This window comes from Herbiconiux gentiana (assembly GCF_024978135.1).
GTDB classification, from domain to species: domain Bacteria; phylum Actinomycetota; class Actinomycetes; order Actinomycetales; family Microbacteriaceae; genus Herbiconiux; species Herbiconiux gentiana.
In genome coordinates, this window is record NZ_JANTEZ010000004.1 from 197490 (window position 1) to 220731 (window position 23242).

The following is a 23242-nucleotide window of genomic DNA, read 5'->3' on the forward strand; positions in this document are numbered from 1 at the left end:
ACGACGAGGAGCAGGCGCATGGCGGGCAAGGTCATCGTGATCACGGGAGCGAGCGACGGCATCGGAGCGGCGGCCACCCGCGCCCTCAGCGAACGGCACACCGTCGTCGTCGTGGGGCGGTCGGCCGAGAAGACGCGGTCGGTCGCCGAATCGATGGGCGCCGAGTGGCTGCTCAGCGACTTCTCGAGGCTCGACGAGGTGCGCGAGCTCGGTGCGACGCTGCTCGAGCGGTACGAGCGCATCGACGTGCTGGCGAACAACGCCGGCGGCATCATGGGCCCGCGCACCGAGACGGTCGACGGGCACGAGCTGACGCTGCAGGTGAACCACCTCGCCCCGTTCCTCCTCACCGAACTGCTGCTGCCGCGGCTGATCGAGAGCCGCGCCAGCGTCATCGCCACCTCGAGCATCGCCCACCGCTACGGTTCGTTCGACTTCAGCGACCTCGAGGCCCGGCAGGGCTACAGCCCCGAGCGCGCCTACGGAACCGCGAAGCTCGCCAACCTGCTCTTCGTGCGGGAACTGCACCGGCGGTTCCACGGGCAGGGCGTGTCGGCGGCCGCGTTCCACCCGGGGGTGGTCTCGACGAGCTTCGCCGGCGAGACCGACAGCGCTCTGCGCCTGCTCTACACCTCGGTGCTGAAGCGGTTCCTGCGCACCCCCGAGCAGGGCGCCGAGACGCTCGTCTGGCTCGCCGCGGGCACCCCGGGCGTCGACTGGCAGAGCGGCGGCTACTACGTCAAGCGGGCGCCGGCCGCCATCCGGAGGGGTGCCGACGACCCGGCGCTCGCGCGTGAACTGTGGCAGCGCACCGAGGCGCTGCTGGCGGGGTAGCCGGGCGAGCGGATGCGCGGCGGCGGCCGCCCGGGCGACCCTGCTCGCGCATCCGCCCCCCGCACCGATCGGGACGACGAGCGGCTAGGCGCGCGGTGCCCGGAGGCCGACCGCCGGCAGCACGATACCGTCGATGATCGACAGCAGGTACTCGCGGTCGACCGGCCGCTGGGTGACGAGCAGCCGGTAGGCCGTCATCGACGGGGCCACCAGGGCGAGGACGTTGACGTCGATGTCGGCCGAGATCTCACCCCGGGCGATGGCCCGCTCGATCAGGCGCCGGTTGACCTCGGCGCGGGGGGCGACGATGGCCGCGTTGATGGCCTCGACCAGTTCGGGAGAGCGCGAGAGCACCGACATCAGGCCCGCCATGACCTGCATCTTGCGGTCGGCCTCCTCGAGCGTGCGGGGCTTGATCATCGCCACGAGGTCGCCGCGCAGCGTGCCCGTGTCGGGAAGGTTGTCGAGGTCGAGGTCGCGGGACTTCATGCACGCCACCGCGTCGACGACGAGCTCGCCCTTGGACGGCCAGCGGCGGTAGAGCGTGGCCTTTCCGGCCTTCGCCCGGGCGGCGACCATCTCCATGGTCATGCCGTCGTAGCCCTCCTCGGCGAGCACCTCGATGGCCGCGTCGAGGATCTCGGGGTCGCGGGAGTGATCGCGACGGCGGCCGGGGCGGCCGGGTCTCTCGGGCCGGTCGGGGGCGGACGCGGGGTCGGAGTCGATGAGGTCGAGCGGCATCGTCGCGGCTCCTCCTTCGGGTGTTCGGATCATTTACAGAACCAATGGTATCCGAAACTGATCAGTTCCGTATATAGTCCCTCCATGCCTGAAAATTCTTCGCGCCGCTGGCTCACCCTCACCACGGTCGCACTCGCCCAGCTGATGGTCGTGCTCGACGCGACAGTCGTCAACATCGCGCTGCCCTCCGCCCAGGCCGACCTCGGCTTCTCCGACGGCGACCGCCAGTGGATCGTCACCGCCTACTCCCTCGCCTTCGGCAGCCTGCTGCTGCTCGGCGGCCGCCTGTCCGACCTCATCGGGCGCAAGCGCGCCTTCATCATCGGCCTGGTCGGCTTCGCCGCGGCCAGCGCCCTGGGCGGTGCCGCCGACAGCTTCGGCCTGCTCGTGGCGGCCCGCGCGCTGCAGGGTGCGTTCGGCGCCCTGCTCGCCCCGACCGCTCTCGCCGTGCTCACCACGACCTTCACCATCCCGAAGGAGCGGGCGCGCGCGTTCGGCATCTTCGGCGCGATCGCCGGTGCGGGCGGCGCCGTGGGCCTGCTGCTCGGCGGGCTGCTCACCGAGAACTTCAGCTGGCGGTGGAACCTCTACATCAACGTCGTGATCGCGGTCGTGGCGATCATCGGCGCGCTGATCTTCGTGACGACCCCCACGCGGGAGGGCGCCCGCCCCAAGCTCGACCTGCCGGGCACCGTGCTGGTCTCCAGCGCCCTGTTCGCCCTCGTCTACGGGTTCTCCAGCGCCGAGACCAACGACTGGGACTCGCCGCTGACCTGGGGCATGCTCGCCGCGAGTGTCGTTCTGCTGGTGGCGTTCGTGCTCTGGCAGCGGCGGGCCGCGCATCCGCTGCTGCCTCTCGCCATCGTGCTCGACCGCAACCGCGGGGCCGCCTACAGCTCGGTGCTGATCGCGGGTGCGGGCATGTTCGGCATCTTCCTGTTCGTCACCTACTACCTGCAGACGACGCTCGGGTACACGCCGATCCAGACGGGGCTGTCGTTCCTGCCGATGATCCTGCTGCTGATCACGGCGGCGCAGCTGTCGACGAACATCTTCGTGCCGCGCTTCGGGCCCAAGGTGATGGTGCCGATCGGCATGACGCTGGCCGCTCTCGGGATGGTCTACCTCACGCACCTCGACGTCACGGCCGTCTACGCGCTCGACGTGATGCCGCCGCTGATGGTGCTCGGGCTCGCGATGGGCACGATCATGCCGGCGTCGATCCAGACGGCGACGCTGGGGGTCGACCGGCGCTTCGCCGGCGTCGCCTCCGCCATGGTGAACACCTCGCAGCAGGTGGGCGGGTCGATCGGCACGGCCCTGCTGAACACGCTCGCCGCGACCGCCGCCGCGAACTACGTCGCCGACAACCTGCCGGCGACCGCCGAGGTGGCGGCGCAGGCCGCCGTGCACAGCTACGCCACCGCGTACTGGTGGGGGGCCGGGTTCTTCGCGGTGGGGGCGGTGATCGCGGCGCTGCTGTTCCGGCGCAAGGGTCAGGGGCTGACCGTCGGCGACGTCGTGCCCGACGAGCGCTCGGGCGAGGCGGCGGCCACGGCGCCGGAGCCGGCGCTGGGGCACTAGGGGCGCGGCCGGCCCGGCCCCGGCACGTGTCGGGCCGGGCCGGGCCTGTGGTCTGGGCCCGCATCGGGTCGGCGCGGTGGTCTTGGCACGCGTCGGGTCGGGCCGGTGGCCGGGCCCGGCTCGCGTTGGGCCGGTGGTCTGGGCACGCGTCGGGTCGGGCCGGTGGTCTGGGCACGCGTCGGGTCGGGCCGGTGGTCTGCGCATGCGTCGGGTTGGGCCGGTGGTCTGCGCACGCGTCGGGTCGGGCCGGTGGTCTGGGCACGCGTCGGGTCGGCGCGGTGGGCGGGGGCAGTGTCGGGCCGGTGTCGGCGTCCGGTGGGGGCCGGGCATCGGGGGCCCGGCATCGGGTTCGGTGGCGGGCCCCGACGGTAGGGGCTCTGCCGCGCGTAGTCGGCGCTACTGGTCGCTGGGCGCCCGTCGACGCAGCGAGAGCGTGCGCGGTTCGGCCGGCGCCGTGCGGCCGCCGACCTCGACCGTACCGTCGGGCAGGAGGCGGGTGCGCAGGCGAGCGCCGACACCCTGGTCGATGGTGAGGTCGCGGCCCAGGCGGGTGGTCAGGGCGACCGCGGCCGAGCCGGTCGCCTGGTCCTCCGGCACGCCGAGGGCGGGGGCGAACATCCGCGACCGCAGGTGACCGGCCGCCTCGTCGACCCACGCCCACGGGTAGTGCCGGCCCTCGGGGAAGTCCGCCGGGTCGAGCGCGTCCACCTCGGCCGGCGAGCCCAGCTCCGCGAAGGCGAAGTCGGGCGACCAGTCCGCGCGCCCGGTGATCCAGACGAGCTCGCCCGCCTCGCGCACCGTCACCCGGCCGGCCGGGGTGTCGAGGGCGGCCACCGGGGTGCCGCGCCGTGCGAGCCACCAGGCGGTGCCCACACAGGGGTGCCCGGCGAACGGCAGCTCCCGGGCGGGTGTGAAGATGCGGATGCTCGCCCGGCGGCCACCCGCCCCGCCACCCGCTGCCCCGCCGCCTACTGGTTCGACGCGGGCTGGTTCGACGCCCGCAAATTCGACGCCCGCAGGCTCGTCGCCCGACGGCCCGCCGGGTTCGGTGCTGTCGTGGTGCGTGAGCCCGTCGAAGAAGACGGTCTCGCTGAAGCCGAGTGCCGTCGCGATCGACTGCTCGGCACCCCGGGTGCGTTCGCTCGACACGACGATGCCGAGGGGGTTCCCGTGGTGGCCTGCGTCGTCGGTGAACACGGTGACGACCTCGACCGCGATGGTGCCGACTTGCCCGGCATCCGTGGTGACACTGACCCGGTCACCGCCGGCATCAGTGGCAGCGCCGTCGGCATCAGCACCAGGAGCAGCGGCAGCGCGGCCAGCATCATCGGCAGCGCCGGCGACGGGTGACGCGTCTGCGTCAGCGTTAGGGTGAGCGGCAGCGTCAGGGTGAGCGGCAGGGTCGGCGTCAGGAGAGCTCATCCGTCGATTCTGGCCGAAGGCGCGCGGTTCGGAGCGTGCCACCCGGCAGCGCGTGGACCGGTCAAGGCCGGTCAGGGCCGGTCAGGGCCGGTCAGGGCCGGTCAGGGCCGGTCAGGGCCGGTCAGGGCCGGTCAGGGCCGGTCAGGGCCGGTCAGGGCCGGTCAGGGCCGGTCAGAGCCGGCCACGGCCGGCCAGGGCCGGTCAGGCGCGGACGGCGATGTTCTGCGCGATCGGCACCCAGCCGGTGCCGACCGTCATGTACTCGGTGTGCAGCCAGACGCGGGTGCCTTCGGCGCCTAGGCGGAGAGTCGCGCCGTGGGAGCCGAAGGAGTCGGGCGAGAGGCAGACCGCCTCGGGCTGATCGAGTGCGAGCGACGGAACCGGCAGGCTGGGCGCCGCGGTCGTCGGCGGACCGAAGCCCTGCGAGACCGACGCCGACGCCGTGGGGCTCGGAGTCGGCGTGCCGACCGCGCCGGTCGCGCCGGTGGTGGTGGGCGACGGGGTCGCGAGCAGGTCGGCCGGCGCCGGCGCGGCGATGAAGCAGACGTCGTCGGCAGTGCTCGCTCCGACCCAGAAGGCGGTGCCGTCGTGCTCGGCGAGCAGGCGCACGCTCGAGTCCACGAGGTCGGCGTCGACGTTCGGCACGACGGGCGGAACGATGTGGTCGGCGACGGGGGTGCCCTGATCGAGGTGCGCCATGCGCGACAGGGCCCCGGTCGGGCTCGACGCGCATCCGCTCAGCAGCAGCGGCACCAGCGCGACGACCGACAGCCCCAGGGCGATCGATGCGCCCGCCCCTCGCCTGTGCATCCGCTCCCTCTCCGGCGCGCCATCCGGCGCACCGCTCCGACCCACGACCGTAGCCCACGAACCCGACCGTCACCTCCGGGCGGGCCGGGAGACGACGCGGGGCCATCGCCGCCGCGGCGCTCTGCCCTCGGCAGACACGGTGGAACCCACCGACCCGAGCTGGTTCACTCAGACCATGGTCGATCGCGTGCTGGTGCTGGGTGGAACGGGCTTCGTCGGGCGGGCGGTCGTCGAGGCGGCGCTGGCCCAGGGCGCCGAGGTGACCGTGCTGAACCGGGGGCACCGGCCGGCTCCGGTGGGTGCGAGGTCGCTGGTGGCCGATCGGCGGCGTCCGGATGCTCTCGCCCACGCTCTGCGCCAGGAGAATGCCGCGTCGGCCGGCGACGGCTACCGGTACGACCTCGTCGTCGACACCTGGTCGTGGGAGCCCGAGGCCGTGGAAGAGAGCGCCCGCCTCCTCGAGCCGCTGGCCGAGCGGTACTGCGTCATCTCGAGCCGGTCGGTGTACGCCGATCCCGGGGCGGGGGCCGACGAGACCGCGGCCGTGGTGGCGGCCGACGGGCCGGACGTCGGCGACTACGCCGCGCGGAAGGCCGGCGGCGAACGGGCGGTGGAGGAGGCGTTCGGCGGGCGGGGGCTCCTGGTGCGGCCGGGGCTGATCCTCGGGCCGTGGGAGGACGTCGGGCGGCTGCCCTGGTGGCTCACGCGGATGGCCCGGGGCGGCGAGGTGGTCGCGCCGGGTGAGGCGGGGGCGGGCATCCAGTACATCGATGCGCGGGATCTCGCCTGGTGGGTGCTCGCTCTGCCCGAGGCTGTGCCGCCCGACCCGGGGCGGAGCGTCGCGATCGACGCGGTGACGCCGGCCGGTCGGCACACGATGGGTGAGCTGCTCGAGACCTGCGCCGCCGTGGCCGGTGCTCCCGGGTCGCCGCCGGTGCAGCTGACCTGGGTGCCGGAGGACGTACTGCTCGAGGAGGGCGTCGAGCCGTGGATCGAGCTGCCCGTGTGGCTGCCGGCCGGTCGCGACCACGATGCGCTGCACGGTTCGGACGTGTCGAAGGCGCTCGGGACGGGGCTGGTGTTGCGGCCGCTCGCAGCGACGGTCGCCGACACCTGGGCGTGGCTCGGCGAGCAGGGCGGCGTCGCGCCGCAGCGCGCCGACCGGCCGGCGCTCGGGCTCTCCCCCGAGAAGGAGCGGCGCGTGCTGGACCGCCTGCGCCGCTGACCCGCGCCGCCGCGCGCCGGCCGCCTCGTGCCCGGGTGGTTGGATGGACGCATGACCCCCACCGCCCCCCACCCCGACACCGCCGCGCACGTCGATGACTTCGCCGCCTTCATCCAGGCCTCGCCGTCGTCGTACCACGCGGCCGCCGAGACCAGGCGGCGTCTGGTGGAGGCCGGCTTCACCGCCCTCGACGAGCGCGAGGAGTGGCCGAGCGGCCCCGGCCGGTTCGTGATCGTGCGCGACGGCGCGGTCGTGGCGTGGGTCGTGCCCGAGGGCGCCACACCGCTGACCCCGTTCCGGGCGCTCGGCGCCCACACCGACTCCCCCGGCTTCAAGCTCAAGCCGAAGCCGACCACCGGGTCGAACGGCTGGCTGCAGGCGGGCGTCGAAATCTACGGCGGCCCGCTGCTGAACTCCTGGCTCGACCGCGAGCTCGAGCTGGCCGGCCGGCTCGTCCTCCGCGACGGCAGCGAGCACCTCACCCGCACGGGCCCGTTCCTGCGCATCCCGCAGCTCGCGATCCACCTCGACCGCGACGCCAACACCGGCCTCACCCTCGACCGGCAGCGGCACACCGCGCCCGTCTTCGGCGTCGGCGAGCTGGCCCAGGCCGACCTGCTGGCGGTGCTCGCTCGCGCGGCCGACGTCGACGTCGACGAGGTGGCCGGCTACGACGTGCTTACCGCCGACACCGCCGCGCCCGCCCGTTTTGGCCTCGACGACGCGCTCTTCGCCGCCGGGCGGATGGACAACCTCAGCTCCGTGCACGCCGGCCTCGCGGCGCTCCTCACGGTGGGGTCCACCGGCGACACCGTCTCGGTGCTCGCGGCCTTCGACCACGAGGAGCTCGGCTCCGAGTCGCGCTCGGGCGCGAGCGGGCCGCTCCTGTCCGACGTGCTGGGGCGGGTGCAGAACGGCCTCGGCGCCGAGGCCGACGAGCAGGCACGGGCGTTCGCCGCCTCGTGGTGTCTGTCGTCCGATGCCGGTCACTCCGTGCATCCGAACTACCCCGAGAAGCACGACCCGGTGAACCGGCCGATCGCGGGCGGCGGGCCCCTGCTGAAGATCAACGCCAACCAGCGCTACGCCACCGACGCGCACGGCGCGGCGCTCTGGCGGCGGGCCTGCGAGCAGGCCGGTGTCGCCTACCAGGAGTTCGTGTCGAACAACACCGTGCCCTGCGGCTCGACGATCGGGCCGCTCACCGCGACGCGGCTCGGCATCCGCACGGTCGACGTGGGGGTTCCGCTGCTCTCGATGCACTCGGCGCGTGAGCTGGCCCACGTCGACGACCTGGTGGCGCTGTCGGCCGCGATCGGGGCGTTCTTCGCGGGGGCCTGATCAGGCCGGGTCGGCGGGCCCGTCGGCCGCGGCGCAGCGCGAGATGCTGCTCAGGGTCACCGTGCTGCCGTCGGCGGTCGGGGCGATCCGGGCGGTGAGCGGCACGAGGTTCAGGCCGATCAGGCGGATGCTCGTCACCCCGTCGTCCCCGGCGGTGTCGGTCACGACGTTCCAGTCCTTCGCCCGGTAGGCGTCCTCGAGCTCCGCGGCCCAGGCCGCCGCGTCGAATCCCGGCGCGAGCGTGAGCACCCGCTGCAGGGCGTACTGCCGGCGATCGCCGCCGTCGACGCAGGGCTCGACGGCCGAGTCGTCCTGCACCGCGACCGGCGGTTCGGGCAGGGTGGCCGTGAGCTCGTCGGCCTGCCCCGTCACCTCGGCGGTGGCCCCCTCGAGGGTGGTGGGGGCGGATGACCGGGAGGTCGTCAATCCGACGACGACCGCCACCACCAGCACGATCCCGATGGCGAGCCAGACGAGGGTGGCGGGCCGGAGCAGCCCGCCCCACGGCTCGCCTTTCGGCGGGATGACCGGGAGCTTCCGGCGCGGCAGCAGCCGGAAGCCGTCGAGGGCCGAGGCAGCCGTGGGCTCCCGGCCGGGCAGCTGGGGGTCGCGGGGGGCGCGGTCCTCGGGCATCGGGCCCCTTCCGTGGTCGAGGGCACGATGCTACCGGAGGGGCATCGGAGCCGCCTGACCCGGGCGGCGTTCCCGCCGCTGGCACCGGGCCTCAGCAGCCGCGCGCGCCGGGGCCGCGGGGCCACCGCGACTCAGCCGTCGAGCGCGCCATGCGCACCCGGGTTCAGCCGTCGAGCGTGCCCGAGTCGTCGCTCGAGCTGGGCACCGGCGTCGGGAAGTCCGACTCGGCGGGCGTGGGCGTCGCCGTCTGGAACGGGGAGGGCGTGATGTCGTCGTCGGGGGCGACCGGCGTTCCCGACGAGGTGCGCTCGGGGTAGGGCGTCTGCGCATCGGCGTCGCAGCCGGCGAGCCCGGTGACGGCCCCGCCCGCGAGCAGGGCTGCGGCGGACAGGGTGAGGATGCGGCGGCGGAGCGTGGTCATGGTTCGTCCTTCCAGGGCGATCGGTCCTTCCAGTGAACCCCGGCGCCCCCGGGCCCGCCAGGCGGGTCGACAAAGCCGGTCAATGCGCGTAGTGAGCGCTCCGCGCGACCTGGCGGAGGTACACGACGCTCAGCAGGTCGCCCCCGACGAGCAGCATCAGGGCCGCCGGCAGAGCGAGCGGATGCGCGTGGCCGGCCGGCCCGAGGAGCACCGCCGCGCATCCGACCGTCGTGATCGCGAACCCCGCGACCAGCAGCCCCGTGGCCACCCCCGGACGCCCGGCCCACCAGATCACGGGCGGGCAGCAGCCTGAACGGTGACCGCCAGGGTCGTGGGGTGCCGGAGCACCCGGAAGTGCCCACCCACCCGCACCTTCACGTTCTCGGCCCCGGGCAGCACGCTCGACTCGGGGATGATCGGATCGTACTCGCCGAAGACGGAGGTGATGCGGTCGTTGACCCGGTCCTCCTTGTTCAGCAGCACCGTGAGCGGGTCGTCGGCGCGGAAGGCCCGGAGGGTGCGGTTCGGGGCGAACGCGGCGTAGCGGGAGCCCGAGAAGGGCGTCGCGATGGCGACCATGCGCACGAGCCGGCGGTCGGGGTCGAGCTCGAGCATGGCGTACTTGCCGATCAGGCCGCCTTTGCTGTGGGCGGCGATGAACACGTCGTCGAGCCCGGCGTCGCGCACGAAGTCGGCCACGACCCCGGCGCTGTCGATGACGGGACGGCGGTTGTGCCGCAGCGCCTCGATGACGAACACCGGATGCCCGCGCGAGTGCAGCGCCTCGATGACCGGTGCCATGAAGTGCCAGGTCTCATAGACGCCCGGGATGACGACGCAGGGGCGCTCGGTGCCGGTCTGGTAGTCGGCCGGGTCGGAGCGGGAGGCCATGCCGGCGAGCTGGAGGCCGGCGGCGGTGGCGTAGTCCTCGACGAACCAGCGGGCGCGGGCGGCGAGGCCGGTCATCGCGGAGCGCCGGGTCGGAGCGCGGCCTCGAACTGCTCGATCGAGGCGGCCACCGTGCGCGCGGCCGAGCGCTGCACCACGTGACCGTGGCCCTGCACCTCAAGCAGCCGCCCGTCGACCGCGCGGGCCGCGAGCACCTGGCACCAGCGGCGGCGGGCGATCGGGTCGCGGCTGCCGCGCACGACGAGCACCGGCGCCTGCACGGACGCGACGGCCTCGGTCGTGGGGTACTCCAGCATCGGTCCGAGCTCGGTGAAGAACCACCGCGGTCCGGTGCGCAGATAGTCGGTCGTGACGATCAGGTTCGTGACGAAGGGCTCGGCGAAGGTGTCGGCGGCGAGGTCGAGGGCTTGCTGCCAGCCCGTGGGCCGGGCGGGGTCGGTCACCGGGCCGATCAGCACCAGGGCGCCCACGAGGTCGGGCCGGCGCAGCGCGAGCTCCAGGGCGAACTGCGATCCCATCGAGTGACCGACGACCGTGCACGCGGTCAGACCCCGGGCGTCGAGCGCGGCGGCCACGACGTCGGCGTGGTCGGCGACCGAGAACGGCCGGGGCGGGCGCGGGGTGCCCGCGAACCCGGGCAGGTCGAACGAGAGCGTGAGCCGGCTCTCGGAGAGCTCCTCCTGCAGCCGGTCGCTGTAGCGGTGCGAGACACCGAGGCCGTGCAGGATGACGGCGGCCGATGCTGCCACGTCAGGCGGCGGCGATCGGGTAGGCCGCGCGCACCGGATTCACGAGGACTTCCGTTTCTTCGCCGCGGCGAGCGCCACGAACGAACCGTGGAAGGCCCGCTTCGGGTGGCGGACCGACGGGAGGGCGACGAGCTCGCGCCCGGCGACGGCCTCGGCGATCCAGCCGAGCAGCACGCGGGCCTTGCGCCCGGTGGTCGGCAGCGCCAGCAGGTGGTAGCCGCGGTGGGCGAGCCACGCCGGCAGCCCCTTCAGGCGCACTCCCTTGATGTTCGCGGCACCGTCGCCGATGCCGTAGCTCGCGACGGTGCCGAGCGAGACGTGGCGGTACTGCTCGGGTTCCTGCCCGGCGAGGTCGGCGATCACGTTGCGGGCGGCCACCGGGCCCTGCCGCATGGCGTTCTGGGCGTTCGGCGGGTAGTACGCCGGTTGGGACGACGCCGTGAGGTCGGGGATCTGCGCGACGTCTCCGACCGCCCAGACTCCGTCCACCGGGGTGCCGTCGTCCCGCACGACGCGCTGCGAGGCGTCGGCCATCAGGTGTCCCTTGGACCCGCGCGGCAGATCGGTGGCGTCGAGCACGGGGTTGGGCTGCACGCCGGCGGTCCAGATCACGGTACCGGCGGCGAAGCTCTCCCCCGTGCTCAGCTCCACGACGGCGTCCTCGACGCTCTTCACCGTGGTCTCCAGCCGCACGTCGATGCCCTTGTCGCGCAGGTGACCGAGGGTCCAGCGGGACAGCTCGGGCCCGACCTCGGGCGCCACCCGGTCGAGCGCCTCCACGAGCACCCAGCGCAGCTCGCGGCGGGAGAGGTTCGCGTGCTGCTCGACGGCTCTGATGCTCAGGCCGGCGAGTTCGGACAGCCCCTCGACCCCGGTGTACCCGCCACCGACCACGAGGAAGGTGAGCGCCTTCGCCCGCTCGGCGGGGTCGTCGATGCCGGCGGCGCGCTCCACCTGCTCGATCACGTGGTCGTGCAGGAACGCCGCCTCCTCCACCGTCTTGAACCCGATCCCGTGCTCCTCGAGGCCGGGCGTCGGGAAGACGCGGGAGATCGCTCCGAGGGCCACGATCAGCTCGTCGTACTCGAGCGTCGTGTCGGTTCCGTCGGCGGTGCGCACCGACACGCTCTTGGCCGCGGAGTCGACACCGGTGACCGAGCCCTGCAGCACCCGGCAGCGGCGGAGCGTGCGGCCGAGCGGCACGGTGACGTCATGCGGGGCGACGTGACCGCCCGCGACCTCCGGCAGCAGGGGCTGGTAGGTCATGTACGTGTTCGGGTCGACGACCGTGATCTGAAGGTCGCGGCCGACGTGCCGCTGCAGCTGCCGGGCCGCCATCAGGCCGCCGTAGCCGCCGCCGAGGATCAGCACGCGGGCGATTCCACCGGTTCTCATGCTCATGGCCGTGAACCTACTCGGGGCTCGCCGCTTCCGCAGGGGGTGCGACGCTGACGCGGCACGGTCAGCGGGTGCGACGCGGGCGCCGGCGCTCAGTGCGCACCGGCGGCGCGGGCCGCCGCGGCCGCCGTGCGGATGCCGGTGCGCAGGGGCTCCCCGTGGCCGGGCAGCACGATCCGGGCACCGGTCGCGGCGAGCGCGTCGAGCGAGCGCAGGGCGGTCGCGGAGTCGGCGGTGGCCGCGCCCGACACGATCTGGGGACCGGTGCGGCCGGTGTACGGGTCGAGGGTCACCAAGGCGTCCCCCGTGAGGAGCGCGTCACGCTCGGGCAGGTGCAGACCGGTGTGCCCGTCGGTGTGGCCGGGCGTGCGCACGACGAGCGGCCGGCCCGGCACGTCCAGTGCACCGCCGTCGGGCACCGGCTGCGTGAGAGGCACCCCTTTCACCCGCAGCGCCCCGGCCCGGGTCATCGCCCCGAGCACCGGCACGGCCCTCGGGTGGGTCACCGGGTAGAGCAGCCGCGATCGTTCGTGCCGGTAGCGGTACGGATGCGCGGCCAGCCGCCGGTCGCCCTCGTGCACCCACACCGGCACCCCCCACTCCGCGCGCACCCGCGCCGCCACCCCGACGTGGTCGAAGTGGGCGTGGGTGAGCACCAGGGCCCGCACGTCGCGCGGCTGTCTCCCGATCGCCTCGAGGGCGAGCCGGAGCGGCAGCCAGGTGTCGGGGAAGGCCGCGTCGACCACCGTGACCCCGGCAGCCCCGTCGTCGATGAGGTAGAGGTTCACATGGGCGTGCTCCAGCCGGTGCACCCCGGGGGCGACGTTTCGGGTGAGCCGGGGCCGGGATCGCGGGCGGAGGGACCAGAGGGCCGGGCGGGTGGACGAGGTCATTCGGCCAGACTCCCTCGTCCGGGCATCCGCGCCACCGGGCTTGACGCCCCGCCTGCCGGGAGTACGGTGCGCCCGCAAACCGGTTCGGCCCCTGGCGCGCGAGTGGCCCGGCGGCCTCGGGGTGTCAAGCCCCTCGTGGCATCCGGGAGCGACCGTAGCGTGGGCCCCAACGGCGTCGGTCTGCGATCGGCGCATCGGATCGGATCGGAGACCAGATGTTCTTCCACAAGCAGGAACTGCAGTTCAAGGCGAAGCCAGCCAAGCCCGACGCCCTGTTCGCGCGGCGCATGCAGGAGGTGCTCGGTGGTCAGTACGGCGAGATCACCGTGGCCATGCAGTACGGCTTCCAGGCCTGGAACTCGCACGAGCCCGGCAAGTACCGCGACCTCCTGTTCGGCATCGGCGCCGAGGAGTTCGGCCACGTCGAGATGCTGGCGATCATGATCGCCCAGCTGCTGGAGAAGGCGCCGATCGAGCAGTCCGAGGCCGCCGCCGCGTCCGACCCCGTGCTCGGGGCCGTGCTGGGCGGGATGGACGTGCAGCACGCCATCGTCGCCGGAGCCGGCGCCCGCGCCGTCGACTCCAACGGCAACCCCTGGCAGGGCTCGTACATCACCGCCAGCGGCAACCTGCTGGCCGACTTCACCGCCAACGCGAACGCCGAGATGCAGGGGCGGGTGCAGGTCGCCCGCCTGTACAACATGACCGACGACCACGGGGTGCGGGAGCTGCTGTCGTTCCTGCTCGCCCGCGACACCATGCACCAGAACCAGTGGATCGCCGCGGCGGCCGAGCTGCGTGCCGAGGGCCGGGAGGACCTGCCCGTGCCGAGCAATTTCCCGCTCTCCCAGGAGCACCGCGACGTCTCGTACCAGTACATCAACTTCTCCGACGGCGCCGCGGCGGCCGAAGGCAGCTGGGCGAGCGGGCCGACGCCCGACGGCAAGGGCGAGTTCAGCTACCTCGACGCACCGGGCACCTCGGCCCCGATGCCGCCGGCCACCCAGCCCGACGAGCGCTACTACGGCACCACGCCGAAGCCCAACATCGTCGAGAAGGCCGCCGGGGTCGTGAAGGACAAACTCAGCACCAAGTGACGAATCATCGACGAGACACCGCCGGAGCCCCTGTCCGCCCTGCCTCACCGCCCACGATCTCGGTCGTGATCCCGGTGCGGGACGACGCGGAGGGACTCCGGCGGTGCCTGCGCGCCCTCGCCGCCCAGACGCTCGCGCCGCTCGAGATCGTGGTGGTCGACAACGCCTCCAGCGACGACAGCGCCGCGGTGGCCCTCGCGGCGGGCGCCCGGGTCGAGCCCGAGGACGAGGAGGGCATCCCGGCCGCGGCCGCCCGCGCCTTCGACGAGGCCCGCGGCGACATCATCGCCCGCCTGGACGCCGACTGCGTCCCCCCGCCCGACTGGCTGGCCGGCATCGCCCGCGCCTTCCAGGAGCGGCCCTGGCTCATCGCCGTCACCGGCGACGCGCGCTTCTCCGACGGGCCGCGCGTGCTGCGACGGCCGCTCGCCGTCGTGTACCTGGCCGCCTACGCGCTGTTCGCCCTTCCCGCTCTCGGCCATCCGCCCCTGTTCGGCTCGAACTGCGCCGTGCGACGGGAGGCCTGGCTCGCGGTGCGCGACGAGGTGCACCGCCACGACGTGCTCGTGCACGACGACCTCGACCTGTCGGTGCACCTCGGCGCCCTCCCGGAGGCCGCGCACGGTGCTCGGGGGCGATGGCTCAGGCCGGGCATCCGTCTGGACCGCCGCATCGGCATGGGCATCTCGATGCGGCCGTTCAGCGACCCGCGCGCCTTCCTGCTGCGGGTGCGCCGCGGAGTGCACAGCCTGACGGTGCACGCCGGGCACGAGCTGCCGCGGCCGCTGCTGCCGTCATCTCGAGCGCCCGTCGAACCCTCCAGCATGAGCTTTTGAGAGCGGGTGGCACAATGCTCAGCGTCCTATCCGTCGACCTTGGTACGGTTTTCTGCATGGCCGACGCATACACCGACGCTCTGCGGGAGCTGCGGGAGTTCAGCGGCGACGACCCCTCGCGCCTGGCCGAGCCGATCGCCCGCAGCTTCCCCGTCTCCGGGGCCTCCATCTGCACGCTGGGCGAGATCCTGAGCGCGGAGACCGTCTCGGCGAGCGATCCGGTGGCCGCCCGCCTCGACGAACTGCAGCTCGACCTGGGCGAGGGCCCGTGCTGGGACGCCCTGCGCTCGATCTCGCCCGTTTTCGAGCCCGATATCCAGCACAGCCCGCGTGGGGCGTGGCCGATGTTCCTTCCCGCCGTCGCGCACGAGGCGATCGGTGCGGTCTTCGCCTTCCCGCTCGTGGTGGGCCACCTCAGACTCGGTGCCGTCGACCTCTACTGCATCGAGCCGATGACCCTGTCGCCGCTGCAGATCCGGCAGGCCTCGACCCTCGCCGCCGTGGTGAGCCGCCTCGTCCTGCGCCGCGCCCTCGAGGCGGCCCGGGACGACGAGCCGATGCACCCCCCGGTCGACCGCTTCTCCCGCCGGGCCATCCACCAGGCCACCGGCATGGTCATCGCCCAGCTCGGGGTGTCGGTCGACGACGCGGAGATGCTCCTGCGCGGCCACGCCTACGCCGAGAACCGCAGCATGGCCGAGGTGGCTGCCGACATCCTCGACGGCCGACTGCGCTTCTCGATCGAGGCCGAGGGCATCGAGGACGTTCAGTGAGGGGCGAGCTCAGGGAGGCGCGGCTGGTCGAGGGGTTCGCCACCCTCGCCGACACGCTGGTCGAGGGGTACGACGTCGTCGACCTGCTGCAGAACCTGGTGGAGATCTGCCAGGACGTGCTGTCGGTCGAGGCCGTGGGCCTGCTGCTCGCCGACGAGGGCGGCGAGCTCGACCTGGTGGCATCGACCAGCGAAGACCCCCGCCTCGTGAACGCCATGCAGCTCGACGCCGAAGCGGGGCCGTGCCGCCTCTCGTTCGAGACCGGCGAGCAGGAGGCGCTCGTGGGCCTGTCCGCTCTCGACGACGCTCCGGCCGGATGGTTCGCCTTCCGCCGGGCCGCCGAGCAGCTCGGATACGGTTCGGTCGCCGCCGTGCCGATGCGGCTGAGGGAGAAGCGGATCGGCGTGCTGAGCCTCTACCGATTCGAGGCCGAGGCACTGTCCGCGGCCGACCTGCGGGCAGCTCAAGCCCTCGCCGACGTGGCGACCATCGGCATCCTGCACGAACGCGTCGCCCGGGAGCCCGACGCGGTGCGCAACCAGCTGCAGCGCGCCCTGAACACCCGGGTGGTGATCGAGCAGGCGAAGGGCGTGCTGGCGCACACCCACGGTGTGTCGACCGAGCGGGCGTTCGAGCTGCTGCGCGGCTACGCCCGGTCGAACCGACTGGGCCTGCACGAGGTGGCCCAGCGGCTGGTGGGGCGCACGCTGATCTTCTAGCCGCCGACCGGGCCGGCAGCGCCCTCGTCCACCGCGCCGGGCGTGCGGGTGCGACTCTCGGTGGAATCGTTCTGCGGCCGGTTCTCGGCGATCCACGCCAGCCGGCGCAGCGTCTCGACGTTGCGGACGTAGAGCGGCACGTCGAGCACGAGCGACGGCACGAAGGCGCCCGGCCCCTTCACCGCGCGTTCGCGGATGCGCACGAGGGCGCCGTCGCCGCGGGGCTTCACGTCGATCGTGACCCGCGCCTCACCGATCGGCCAGCCCGCCGGCTGGATGACCATGTGCCGCGGAGGGTCCCACTCGAGCACGGTCGTCTCGTCGTCGATGACGGCCGGCCAGACACCGAAGGAGTGGTGCAGCTTGCTGCCGACGCGCGGCCAGTCGTCGGCGACTTCGCGCATCCGCGACGCACCGACCACCCAGACCGGGAACAGCCAGCCGTCGGCGAGCACGTCGAAGACCTGCTCCGGGCTGGCGTTGATGTAGCGGACGTTGGTCGACATGGTGTCGCCTTTCCGGTCGAGGGGGCGGGGGCCCGGTCAGAGGTGCGGTTCACCCGAGCGAGGGCGGGGAGTCGATCCCGAAGTCGGTGGCGAGCGCACGGCGGGCTGCGTACCAGCCGGCCAGTCCGTGCACCCCCGGCCCCGGAGGGGTCGAGGAGGAGCAGAGGTAGACGCCTTTCGCCGGCGTCGCCCAGGGGTTCAGCGACAGCCGCGGCCGGGCGGCGAGCTGCGCGAAGTCGGCGGCACCCGCCGCGATGTCGCCCCCGATGTAGTTCGGGTCGTAGGCGGCGAGCTCCTCCGCCGAGCGGCTGGAGGAGGCGAGGATCAGCTCCCGGAACCCGGGCGCGAAGCGCTCGATCTGCCGCGTGATCGCCTCGGTGGGGTCGACGGTGGAGCCGCGCGGCACGTGCGTGTAGCTCCACAGCACGTGCTTGCCCTCCGGGGCGCGGGTGGGGTCGGCGATCGAGGGCTGGGCGACGAGCACGTAGGGCGAGTCGGAGTGCCGCCCGGCGGCGACCTCCCGCTCCGCCGCGGCGATCTCCTCACGCCTGCCGCCGACGTGCACCGTGCCGGCCTGCCGGAGCGCCTCGTTCGTCCACGGCACCGGGCCGTCGAGGGCGAAGTCGACCTTCGCGGCCGCGTTTCCGTAGCGGAAGCGGCGGAGCTTCGCGCGGAAGCGATCGGGCAGGCGATCCCCCGCGATCCGCGCCAGCGCCCGCGGCGTGACGTCGAGCAGCACCGCGCGGGCCGGCGGCAGGGCGTCGAGCGACGTCACCTCCGAGTCGGTGTGGATCTCGCCGCCGTGGGCGAGCAGGTCGGCGGCCATCGCGTCGACGATGGCCTGGCTGCCGCCGATCGGGACGGGCCAGCCGCGCCCGTGCGCGTAGGCCCCGAGCGAGAGCGCCGCGCCGGCGGTGGCGAGCCCCGGCATCGGCAGGATCGAGTGCGCGGCGACTCCGGTCAGCATCGCCGGGGCGACTTCGCCCCGGAAGCGCGCGTTCCAGAGCGGCGAGCCCTGCTCGAGCGCTCTGAGGCCGAAGCGGGCGGCGACGAGCGGATGCGCGGGGATGCGCAGCAGCGGGGAACCGGCGAACTGGGCGACCCGGTCGGCGTTCTCGGCCAGCGGGCCCATCAGCCGCATCCAGGCCGGGCCGTCGGCGCCGAGCTGCGCGGCCGTGCGCCGGATGTCCCGGTACGCGATGCCCGCCTCTCCCCCGTCGAGCGGATGCCCGTAGGAGACCTCGGGCACCACGAGGTCGATCCTCCGCTCCAGCCCGAAGCTGCGGAAGAAGCCCGACGCGAGGGCCATCGGATGCACGGCGGAGCACAGGTCGTGCAGGAACCCGGGCAGGGTGACCTCCGCCGTGCGGGCGCCTCCCCCGATGGTGCCGTTCCGCTCGTGCACCTGCACGGACAGGCCCGCCCGGGCGAGCGTCACGGCGGCGGCGAGACCGTTCGGGCCCGCCCCCACGACGATCGCGTCGGGCGTCGAGCTCATCGTCGGCCGCGCAGGGCGGAGCGGACGGCGATGCCGAGGGCACCGGCACCGGCGGCGGCTCCCGCGCCGGCGATCGACAGGGCGAGCGGCCGGTGCAGGATGTACCAGACCTCGAGCGACCGGGTTCTGGCCTGGTCGCTGAAGATGCCGCGGGCACCCTGATCGCCCGGCGTGGGCTCGTAGAGGTTCGTCGGCAGCATGGGCTCGGTCTTCTCGGGAGCCTGCTGGCCGTCGTAACCCGTCTTGGCGAGGTACCAGTCGAGGAAGCCGGCCACGAAGCGGTTGCCGATGACGGTCTTGGCCGTCGGGCCGCCCACCCAGGTGCGTCGACGCGGGTGGTCGGCGACGTGGGCGATGACGCTCGCCCCCACTTCGGGCTCGAAGATGACGTCCATCGGCTGCGGGTGGTGCGGCAGCGCCGACTTCACCCAGTTGAACTGGATGGTGTTCATGGCCGGCATGTCGACGGTGGAGATGCGCACCGGGCTCTCGCGGTGGATCAGCTCGGTGGTGACCGACTCGGTGAAGCCCTGCACCGCGTGCTTCGCCCCGCAGTAGGCCGCCTGCAGCGGGATTCCACGGTGGGCCAGTGCCGAGCCGACCTGGATGACGTGGCCGCGCTCGCGCGGGATCATCCGCTTCAGCGCCGCCCGGGTGCCGTTGACGAAACCGAGGTAGTTCACGGCGGTCGCCCGCTCGAAGTCGTCGGGATCGGTCTCGATGAACTCGGCGAACGATCCCACCATCGCGTCGTTGACCCAGAGGTCGATCGGGCCGAGCTCCCGCTCGACCTGGTCGGCGGCCCGCTCGACCGCCTCGCGGTCGGCGACGTCGGTCACGATGCCGAGGCCCCGCCGGCGGTACGCCTCGATCTCCTCGACGGCGGCGTCCAGGCCGTCGGTGCCGCGCGCGAGCACGGCCACGTCCCAGCCCCGGCCGGCCAGTGCGCGCACCGTGGCCCGGCCGAGTCCGGCCGTCCCTCCGGTCACGACGGCGACTCCCTTGCTCATGCTGCTCCTCTGTATCCGGCCACGTGGCCGGCCCGATGGTGTGTCATCGTCAACGTACCCCGGGCCGAAGCGGCCCGCTCGCATCAGGCGATCAGGTGCTGCTCGGCGATGACCGAGCGGGAGAGCACCGTGTAGCCCTCCCCGTCGAAGAACACCGTGATGCGGTCGGGGTCGACGCTCACGACGGTGCCCTCGCCGAGGCTCTCATGGTGGATGCGCTGCTCGACGGCGAAGTCGCCGGGCCCCTCCGCCGCCTCGAGGTCGGTGACGGTGCCGCGTGCGGGTCGCGCATCCGGAGCCGCCGCCCGCGCCTCGCACAGGTCGCAACGGCCGCACTCGGCGTCGGTGACGTCGCCGAAGTAGTTCAGCAGGAAGCGCCGACGGCACTCGAGCGTCTCGGCGTAGCCGCGCATCATGTCGATGCGGGAGTGCTCGATGCGGGTGCGGCGCTCGTGCGCCTCGACCGCACCGGCGACGGCCTGCTTGAGGTCCGTGCCGCGGGCGAGCCGGAGCCCGGCACGACGATCGACAACCGCCCCCGCTTCGGCGAGCAGGTTGACCTGCTGGGTCAGCGAGCGGGCCGGCACCCCCGACGCCTTCGAGAGGGCGGCACGGGACATCGGGCGATCCGCCGCGGCCAGCGCCGACACGATCGCCCGCAGTCGCTTCTCGTCGGGCGAGGAGGAGGCGAAGAAACTGCGGAGCCCGAGGTCCTCCGGACGGTAGTGCAAGGTCGTCTCGGCCGCGTCGCCGTCACGGCCCGCCCGGCCGATCTCCTGGTAGTGGCTGTCGACCGAGTCGGCCACGTCGGCGTGCACGACGAAGCGGATGTCGGCCTTGTCGATGCCCATGCCGAAGGCCGAGGTGGCGACCACGATCTCGTGCTCGCCGGAGTGGAAGGCGGCGTAGACCTCCTCCTTCGCCGAGGCGCGCAGTCCGCCGTGGAAGGCGGCGGCCCGACGGCCGCGCTCGCGGAGGGCCTCGGCGTACTCCTCGGTGGCCCGCCGGGTGGCGACGTAGAGCAGCCCGGGCACCTCGAGGGCCGCCACCTGCTCGATCACGGCGCGGCGCTTGTCGTCGGCGCTCTCGTGCCGCACCACCCGGAGGTGCAGGTTCGGGCGGTCGAAGCCGCTGACCTGCACCCGCGGGTCCGTCAGGTGCAGCTTCTCCACGATGTCCTCGCGCACGGGGGCCGAGCCGGTGGCGGTGAGCGCGACGACCGGCGGATGCCCGAGCCGATCCGCGATCTCACCCAGCCGGAGGTAGTCCGGCCGGAAGTCGTGCCCCCACGCCGAGACGCAGTGGGCCTCGTCGACGACGAACTGCACGACGCCCACAGCGCGCAGCCGGTCGACCGTCTCGTCGTTCGCGAGCTGCTCGGGTGCGAGGTGCAGGATGCGAGCGCCGGTGCCGTGCTCGGCGAGCTCCCACGCGGCGTCGTTCTCGGCCGCGGACTGCGCCGAGTTCACGGCGGCGGCCCGGAGCGGCCCGTCGCCGTCCTCGACGTGCCGCACCTGATCCCACTGCAAGGCGATCAGGGGCGTGACCACGACCGTGAGGCCGTCGAGTGCCAGCGTCGCCAGCTGGTGGATGGCCGACTTGCCATGGCCCGTGGGCATCACGACGAGCAGGTCACGGCCCTCGAGCACGGCCTGCACGGCGGGCTCCTGGCCCTCCCGCAAGCTGTCGTAGCCGAGGCGCTGGGCGAGGAGGGTGAGGTCGGGTGCAGTGGTCAACGGGTGGTCCTTCCGGGCGGCGCAGATCGGCGCACCCCAGACCGTACGCGCGGCCGGAAGGCGCGGCACGGGGTTGCCGCCCGGCGGCCCGAGGGCTAGGAGCGCACGGCGTTCGCGGGCGGCGGGTCGTCGCTGTCGACCGACTTGATCGTGACGTGCGACCGGCCTTTCGGCCCACCCGTCACCGCGAGGTGCTTCGCGTAGGAGCGGAGCGCCGAGGCGATGACACGGGCGTCGATGCCGACGGTCGCGGCGGCGCGTTCGGCGGCCGTGTGCGGCTCCCACGACACCGAGAGCGTGACGCGTGTGGAGGCGTCGTCGACCGCCGCGAAGTCGGCCCGGCCCGTGAAGGCCAGCTCGCCGCCGATCGTGCGCCAGGAGAGGTGGTCGTCGGGGATCTGCTCGAGGATCTCGGCGTCGAACTCCCGCGTGATGCGGCCGACCGAGAGGCGCCAGTGACTGTAGGTCTCGGAGGTGACCTCGACGGAGGACACGGGCTCGAGGAAGTCGGGGAAGCTCTCGAGGTCGACCCACTGCTTGTAGGCCGCCGAGAGGGGCGCCTTCACGACGATCGAGCGCGTGGCCTTGCGGAGGGGGCGTGCGGGGCGGGGGATGGTGCTGTCAGCCATTGTTCTTTCCCTTGCCGCCGCCCTTGCCGTTGCCGTTCCCGTTGCCATTGCCGTTGCCGTTGCTGTTGCCGGGCCCTTTGTTGTCGTTTCCTGGCGCCGGCTCTTCGACGACCGGGGCCGGCTCTTCCACCACGGGGGCCGGGTCCTCCACCACGGGGGTGGTGTCCTCCACGACGGGGGCGGTGTCCTCGACGGGGGCGGTGTCCTGGGTGGTGTCCGGTTCGGTGACGGTCTCGGCCGGGGTCACGGCCGCCGGGGTCTCCTCCACGGTGGCCGGGGTCGTCGACTCGACCACCGGAGGAGTCACCGGCGTGACGGCTCCACCTGCCGTTCCGATCCCGAGCAGCACTGCGAGTACCCCGACGGCGAGGGCGCCCGGCACAGCGATCGCGAGTGCCACGATCTTCGGACGCCGACGCTCGGCTCTGCGCTGCGTGCGGCGGGTGAGTATGGGAAGCGCAACAGTCGGCTCGAGCTCCGGCTGGGAATCGGGCTCGGAATCGGGCTCGGGCTCCAACCCGAGTTCGCGGAACGGCGACGCCTCGGGCAGCGTGATCACGCCGGTCGCCTCGAGCTCGTCGGCGCCGCTCGGGACGAGCAGCGCCAGCTGCAGCTGCTGGGCGGCGACCGCGACGTCGAGTGCGGTGGGACGATCATCCGGCCCGGGCGCCGTCATGGCCGTGAGCAGCGACTTCCAGCCGTAGCCGAGGCCGCCCGGGATCTCGGGGCTCTGCGACACCCTGGCCATCAGGGAGGCGTGCGTGCCGCTCTGCGGGAAGGCCCGCCGGCCGGTCAGCGCCTCGATGAGCAGCAGACCGAGCGAGTAGATGTCGGCCGAGGGCGCGGGCGCCGCACCGCGCACCTGTTCGGGGCTGAGGTAGGCGGCGGTGCCCACGATGGTGCCCGGCAGCGTCACGCGGGTGCTGTCGACGAGGTAGGCGATGCCGAAATCGGCGAGCTTCGCCCGGAACGCGGTTCCTGGAACCGTGCTCGGCCGCAGCAGAACGTTCGACGGCTTGATGTCTCGGTGCACCACCCCGCGCTCGTGCACGACGTGGAGTGCTTCCGCGAGGTCGAAGGCCATCGCGGCGACATCGACGGGCGACAGCGGGCCCTCGGCGATGCGCGCGCGCAGCGTGGGGCCGTCGACGTACTCCATCGCGAGGTAGCTCAACCCACCCTCCTCGACCCGGGCGTCGAACAGGGTCACGAGGGCGTGGTGGTTCAGCGAGGCGAGCACCCGGGTCTCGGAGACCGTGCGGCCCGACTCGGAGGGCTCGGCGGTGCCGGGTCGGAAGACCTTGATGGCGACGGTGCGCCCGAGCAGCTCGTCGTTCGCCCGGTAGACGGTGGCCATGCCGCCCTCGCCGGCCGTGGCCTCGAGTCGGTAGCGGCCATCGAGGATCTCGCCGGTGCGAGGGACGTCGTCGGTCACGAGTTCGCGCATCACCGATCCTTCCCGCGGGGTGTCCGCTCGT

General features: G+C 73.4%; 25 protein-coding genes. 9 read left to right on the top strand and 16 right to left on the bottom strand.

All coding sequences use genetic code 11. The features are described from left to right. The first annotated feature begins 18 nt into the window (after positions 1–18). Positions 19–834: an SDR family NAD(P)-dependent oxidoreductase gene (locus NVV95_RS11355; protein WP_259486657.1), complete on the top strand. Its 816-nt coding sequence runs from the start codon at positions 19–21 to the stop codon at positions 832–834. 84 nt (positions 835–918) lie between these two features. Here NVV95_RS11355 and NVV95_RS11360 read toward each other — a convergent pair whose 3' ends face one another. After that, on the bottom strand, positions 919–1608 hold the full coding sequence (locus NVV95_RS11360; RefSeq protein WP_259486658.1) for a TetR/AcrR family transcriptional regulator: 690 nt from the start codon (positions 1606–1608) through the stop codon (positions 919–921). Positions 1609–1659: 51 nt separating this feature from the next. On the opposite strand from NVV95_RS11360, the gene NVV95_RS11365 reads away from it, so the two are divergent. Beyond that, entirely contained in the window at positions 1660–3159 is a 1500-nt protein-coding gene (locus NVV95_RS11365) for an MFS transporter (RefSeq protein ID WP_259486659.1), read from the top strand. A 396-nt stretch (positions 3160–3555) separates the two neighbouring features. Here the strand turns inward: NVV95_RS11365 and NVV95_RS11370 are convergent, their stop codons facing one another. Continuing rightward, a complete protein-coding gene (locus NVV95_RS11370; protein ID WP_259486660.1) occupies positions 3556–4356 on the bottom strand; it encodes a PhzF family protein in 801 nt (266 codons plus the stop codon). Between NVV95_RS11370 and NVV95_RS11375 the strand changes: the two genes are divergently transcribed. Continuing rightward, entirely contained in the window at positions 4330–4509 is a 180-nt protein-coding gene (locus tag NVV95_RS11375) for a hypothetical protein (RefSeq protein ID WP_259486661.1), read from the top strand. The genes NVV95_RS11370 and NVV95_RS11375 overlap by 27 nt on opposite strands. A gap of 273 nt (positions 4510–4782) precedes the next feature. On the opposite strand, the gene NVV95_RS11380 is transcribed toward NVV95_RS11375, so the two are convergent. Next, positions 4783–5391 carry a hypothetical protein gene (locus NVV95_RS11380; protein ID WP_259486662.1) on the bottom strand — a complete coding sequence of 203 codons (609 nt, stop codon included), beginning with the start codon at positions 5389–5391 and terminating at the stop codon, positions 4783–4785. A gap of 139 nt (positions 5392–5530) precedes the next feature. Here NVV95_RS11380 and NVV95_RS11385 point away from each other — a divergent pair, with 139 nt between their 5' ends. After that, positions 5531–6616, top strand: a complete 1086-nt coding sequence (locus NVV95_RS11385) for an NAD-dependent epimerase/dehydratase family protein (protein WP_259486663.1) — start codon at positions 5531–5533, stop codon at positions 6614–6616. 51 nt (positions 6617–6667) lie between these two features. Continuing rightward, a complete protein-coding gene (locus tag NVV95_RS11390) occupies positions 6668–7957 on the top strand; it encodes a M18 family aminopeptidase (RefSeq protein ID WP_259486664.1) in 1290 nt (429 codons plus the stop codon). On the opposite strand, the gene NVV95_RS11395 is transcribed toward NVV95_RS11390, so the two are convergent. The 7 genes from NVV95_RS11395 to NVV95_RS11425 form a co-directional block, all read right to left on the bottom strand. Further along, the gene (locus NVV95_RS11395; RefSeq protein WP_259486665.1) at positions 7958–8590 is read right to left on the bottom strand and encodes a hypothetical protein; all 633 of its coding nucleotides are present in this window, start codon (positions 8588–8590) and stop codon (positions 7958–7960) included. It abuts the gene before it with no gap. A gap of 163 nt (positions 8591–8753) precedes the next feature. Beyond that, positions 8754–9011 (bottom strand): hypothetical protein, encoded by a 258-nt coding sequence (locus NVV95_RS11400; protein WP_259486666.1) that lies wholly within the window; start codon positions 9009–9011, stop codon positions 8754–8756. Positions 9012–9090: 79 nt separating this feature from the next. After that, positions 9091–9306: a hypothetical protein gene (locus NVV95_RS11405; RefSeq protein ID WP_259486667.1), complete on the bottom strand. Its 216-nt coding sequence runs from the start codon at positions 9304–9306 to the stop codon at positions 9091–9093. Continuing rightward, a complete protein-coding gene (locus tag NVV95_RS11410; RefSeq protein ID WP_259486668.1) occupies positions 9303–9977 on the bottom strand; it encodes an esterase/lipase family protein in 675 nt (224 codons plus the stop codon). Before NVV95_RS11410 ends, NVV95_RS11405 begins: the two co-directional genes overlap by 4 nt. Next, positions 9974–10669, bottom strand: a complete 696-nt coding sequence (locus NVV95_RS11415) for an alpha/beta fold hydrolase (protein ID WP_259486669.1) — start codon at positions 10667–10669, stop codon at positions 9974–9976. Before NVV95_RS11415 ends, NVV95_RS11410 begins: the two co-directional genes overlap by 4 nt. 39 nt (positions 10670–10708) lie before the next feature. Continuing rightward, positions 10709–12070: an NAD(P)/FAD-dependent oxidoreductase gene (locus NVV95_RS11420; protein WP_259486670.1), complete on the bottom strand. Its 1362-nt coding sequence runs from the start codon at positions 12068–12070 to the stop codon at positions 10709–10711. An 89-nt stretch (positions 12071–12159) separates the two neighbouring features. After that, positions 12160–12960: an MBL fold metallo-hydrolase gene (locus NVV95_RS11425; RefSeq protein ID WP_259486671.1), complete on the bottom strand. Its 801-nt coding sequence runs from the start codon at positions 12958–12960 to the stop codon at positions 12160–12162. A gap of 215 nt (positions 12961–13175) precedes the next feature. Between NVV95_RS11425 and NVV95_RS11430 the strand changes: the two genes are divergently transcribed. The 4 genes from NVV95_RS11430 to NVV95_RS11445 are packed head-to-tail and all read left to right on the top strand — an operon-like array spanning position 13176 to position 16385. Next, positions 13176–14057, top strand: a complete 882-nt coding sequence (locus NVV95_RS11430) for a manganese catalase (RefSeq protein WP_259486672.1) — start codon at positions 13176–13178, stop codon at positions 14055–14057. Then, positions 14054–14893 carry a glycosyltransferase family 2 protein gene (locus tag NVV95_RS11435; RefSeq protein WP_259486673.1) on the top strand — a complete coding sequence of 280 codons (840 nt, stop codon included), beginning with the start codon at positions 14054–14056 and terminating at the stop codon, positions 14891–14893. The genes NVV95_RS11430 and NVV95_RS11435 overlap by 4 nt, the downstream gene beginning before the upstream one ends. A gap of 56 nt (positions 14894–14949) precedes the next feature. Continuing rightward, positions 14950–15666: a GAF and ANTAR domain-containing protein gene (locus NVV95_RS11440; protein WP_259486674.1), complete on the top strand. Its 717-nt coding sequence runs from the start codon at positions 14950–14952 to the stop codon at positions 15664–15666. Beyond that, positions 15663–16385, top strand: a complete 723-nt coding sequence (locus NVV95_RS11445) for a GAF and ANTAR domain-containing protein (RefSeq protein WP_259486675.1) — start codon at positions 15663–15665, stop codon at positions 16383–16385. The genes NVV95_RS11440 and NVV95_RS11445 overlap by 4 nt, the downstream gene beginning before the upstream one ends. Here NVV95_RS11445 and NVV95_RS11450 read toward each other — a convergent pair. From NVV95_RS11450 to NVV95_RS11475, 6 genes are all read right to left on the bottom strand, one after another. Then, positions 16382–16891, bottom strand: a complete 510-nt coding sequence (locus NVV95_RS11450; RefSeq protein WP_259486676.1) for an SRPBCC family protein — start codon at positions 16889–16891, stop codon at positions 16382–16384. The two genes, NVV95_RS11445 and NVV95_RS11450, sit on opposite strands and share 4 nt — an antisense overlap. Positions 16892–16940: 49 nt before the next feature. Further along, positions 16941–18389: a phytoene desaturase family protein gene (locus tag NVV95_RS11455; protein ID WP_259486677.1), complete on the bottom strand. Its 1449-nt coding sequence runs from the start codon at positions 18387–18389 to the stop codon at positions 16941–16943. Next, positions 18386–19399 (bottom strand): SDR family oxidoreductase, encoded by a 1014-nt coding sequence (locus NVV95_RS11460; protein WP_259486678.1) that lies wholly within the window; start codon positions 19397–19399, stop codon positions 18386–18388. The genes NVV95_RS11455 and NVV95_RS11460 overlap by 4 nt, the downstream gene beginning before the upstream one ends. A gap of 83 nt (positions 19400–19482) precedes the next feature. After that, complete coding sequence (locus NVV95_RS11465) at positions 19483–21135, bottom strand: RecQ family ATP-dependent DNA helicase (RefSeq protein WP_259486679.1); 1653 nt, start codon at positions 21133–21135, stop codon at positions 19483–19485. A 95-nt stretch (positions 21136–21230) separates the two neighbouring features. After that, complete coding sequence (locus NVV95_RS11470; RefSeq protein WP_259486680.1) at positions 21231–21764, bottom strand: SRPBCC family protein; 534 nt, start codon at positions 21762–21764, stop codon at positions 21231–21233. Then, positions 21757–23211 carry a serine/threonine-protein kinase gene (locus tag NVV95_RS11475; protein ID WP_259486681.1) on the bottom strand — a complete coding sequence of 485 codons (1455 nt, stop codon included), beginning with the start codon at positions 23209–23211 and terminating at the stop codon, positions 21757–21759. Before NVV95_RS11475 ends, NVV95_RS11470 begins: the two co-directional genes overlap by 8 nt. Positions 23212–23242 lie beyond the last annotated feature (31 nt).

Coding starts and splice junctions, on each gene's coding strand:
- NVV95_RS11355 (WP_259486657.1), top strand. CDS start 19: ATGGCGGGCAAGGTCATCGTGATCACGGGAGCGAGCGACGGCATCGGA.
- NVV95_RS11360 (WP_259486658.1), bottom strand. CDS start 1,608: ATGATCCGAACACCCGAAGGAGGAGCCGCGACGATGCCGCTCGACCTC.
- NVV95_RS11365 (WP_259486659.1), top strand. CDS start 1,660: ATGCCTGAAAATTCTTCGCGCCGCTGGCTCACCCTCACCACGGTCGCA.
- NVV95_RS11380 (WP_259486662.1), bottom strand. CDS start 5,391: ATGCACAGGCGAGGGGCGGGCGCATCGATCGCCCTGGGGCTGTCGGTC.
- NVV95_RS11390 (WP_259486664.1), top strand. CDS start 6,668: ATGACCCCCACCGCCCCCCACCCCGACACCGCCGCGCACGTCGATGAC.
- NVV95_RS11395 (WP_259486665.1), bottom strand. CDS start 8,590: ATGCCCGAGGACCGCGCCCCCCGCGACCCCCAGCTGCCCGGCCGGGAG.
- NVV95_RS11400 (WP_259486666.1), bottom strand. CDS start 9,011: ATGACCACGCTCCGCCGCCGCATCCTCACCCTGTCCGCCGCAGCCCTG.
- NVV95_RS11410 (WP_259486668.1), bottom strand. CDS start 9,977: ATGACCGGCCTCGCCGCCCGCGCCCGCTGGTTCGTCGAGGACTACGCC.
- NVV95_RS11420 (WP_259486670.1), bottom strand. CDS start 12,070: ATGAGCATGAGAACCGGTGGAATCGCCCGCGTGCTGATCCTCGGCGGC.
- NVV95_RS11425 (WP_259486671.1), bottom strand. CDS start 12,960: ATGACCTCGTCCACCCGCCCGGCCCTCTGGTCCCTCCGCCCGCGATCC.
- NVV95_RS11430 (WP_259486672.1), top strand. CDS start 13,176: ATGTTCTTCCACAAGCAGGAACTGCAGTTCAAGGCGAAGCCAGCCAAG.
- NVV95_RS11440 (WP_259486674.1), top strand. CDS start 14,950: ATGGCCGACGCATACACCGACGCTCTGCGGGAGCTGCGGGAGTTCAGC.
- NVV95_RS11450 (WP_259486676.1), bottom strand. CDS start 16,891: ATGTCGACCAACGTCCGCTACATCAACGCCAGCCCGGAGCAGGTCTTC.
- NVV95_RS11455 (WP_259486677.1), bottom strand. CDS start 18,389: ATGAGCTCGACGCCCGACGCGATCGTCGTGGGGGCGGGCCCGAACGGT.
- NVV95_RS11460 (WP_259486678.1), bottom strand. CDS start 19,399: ATGAGCAAGGGAGTCGCCGTCGTGACCGGAGGGACGGCCGGACTCGGC.
- NVV95_RS11470 (WP_259486680.1), bottom strand. CDS start 21,764: ATGGCTGACAGCACCATCCCCCGCCCCGCACGCCCCCTCCGCAAGGCC.
- NVV95_RS11475 (WP_259486681.1), bottom strand. CDS start 23,211: ATGCGCGAACTCGTGACCGACGACGTCCCTCGCACCGGCGAGATCCTC.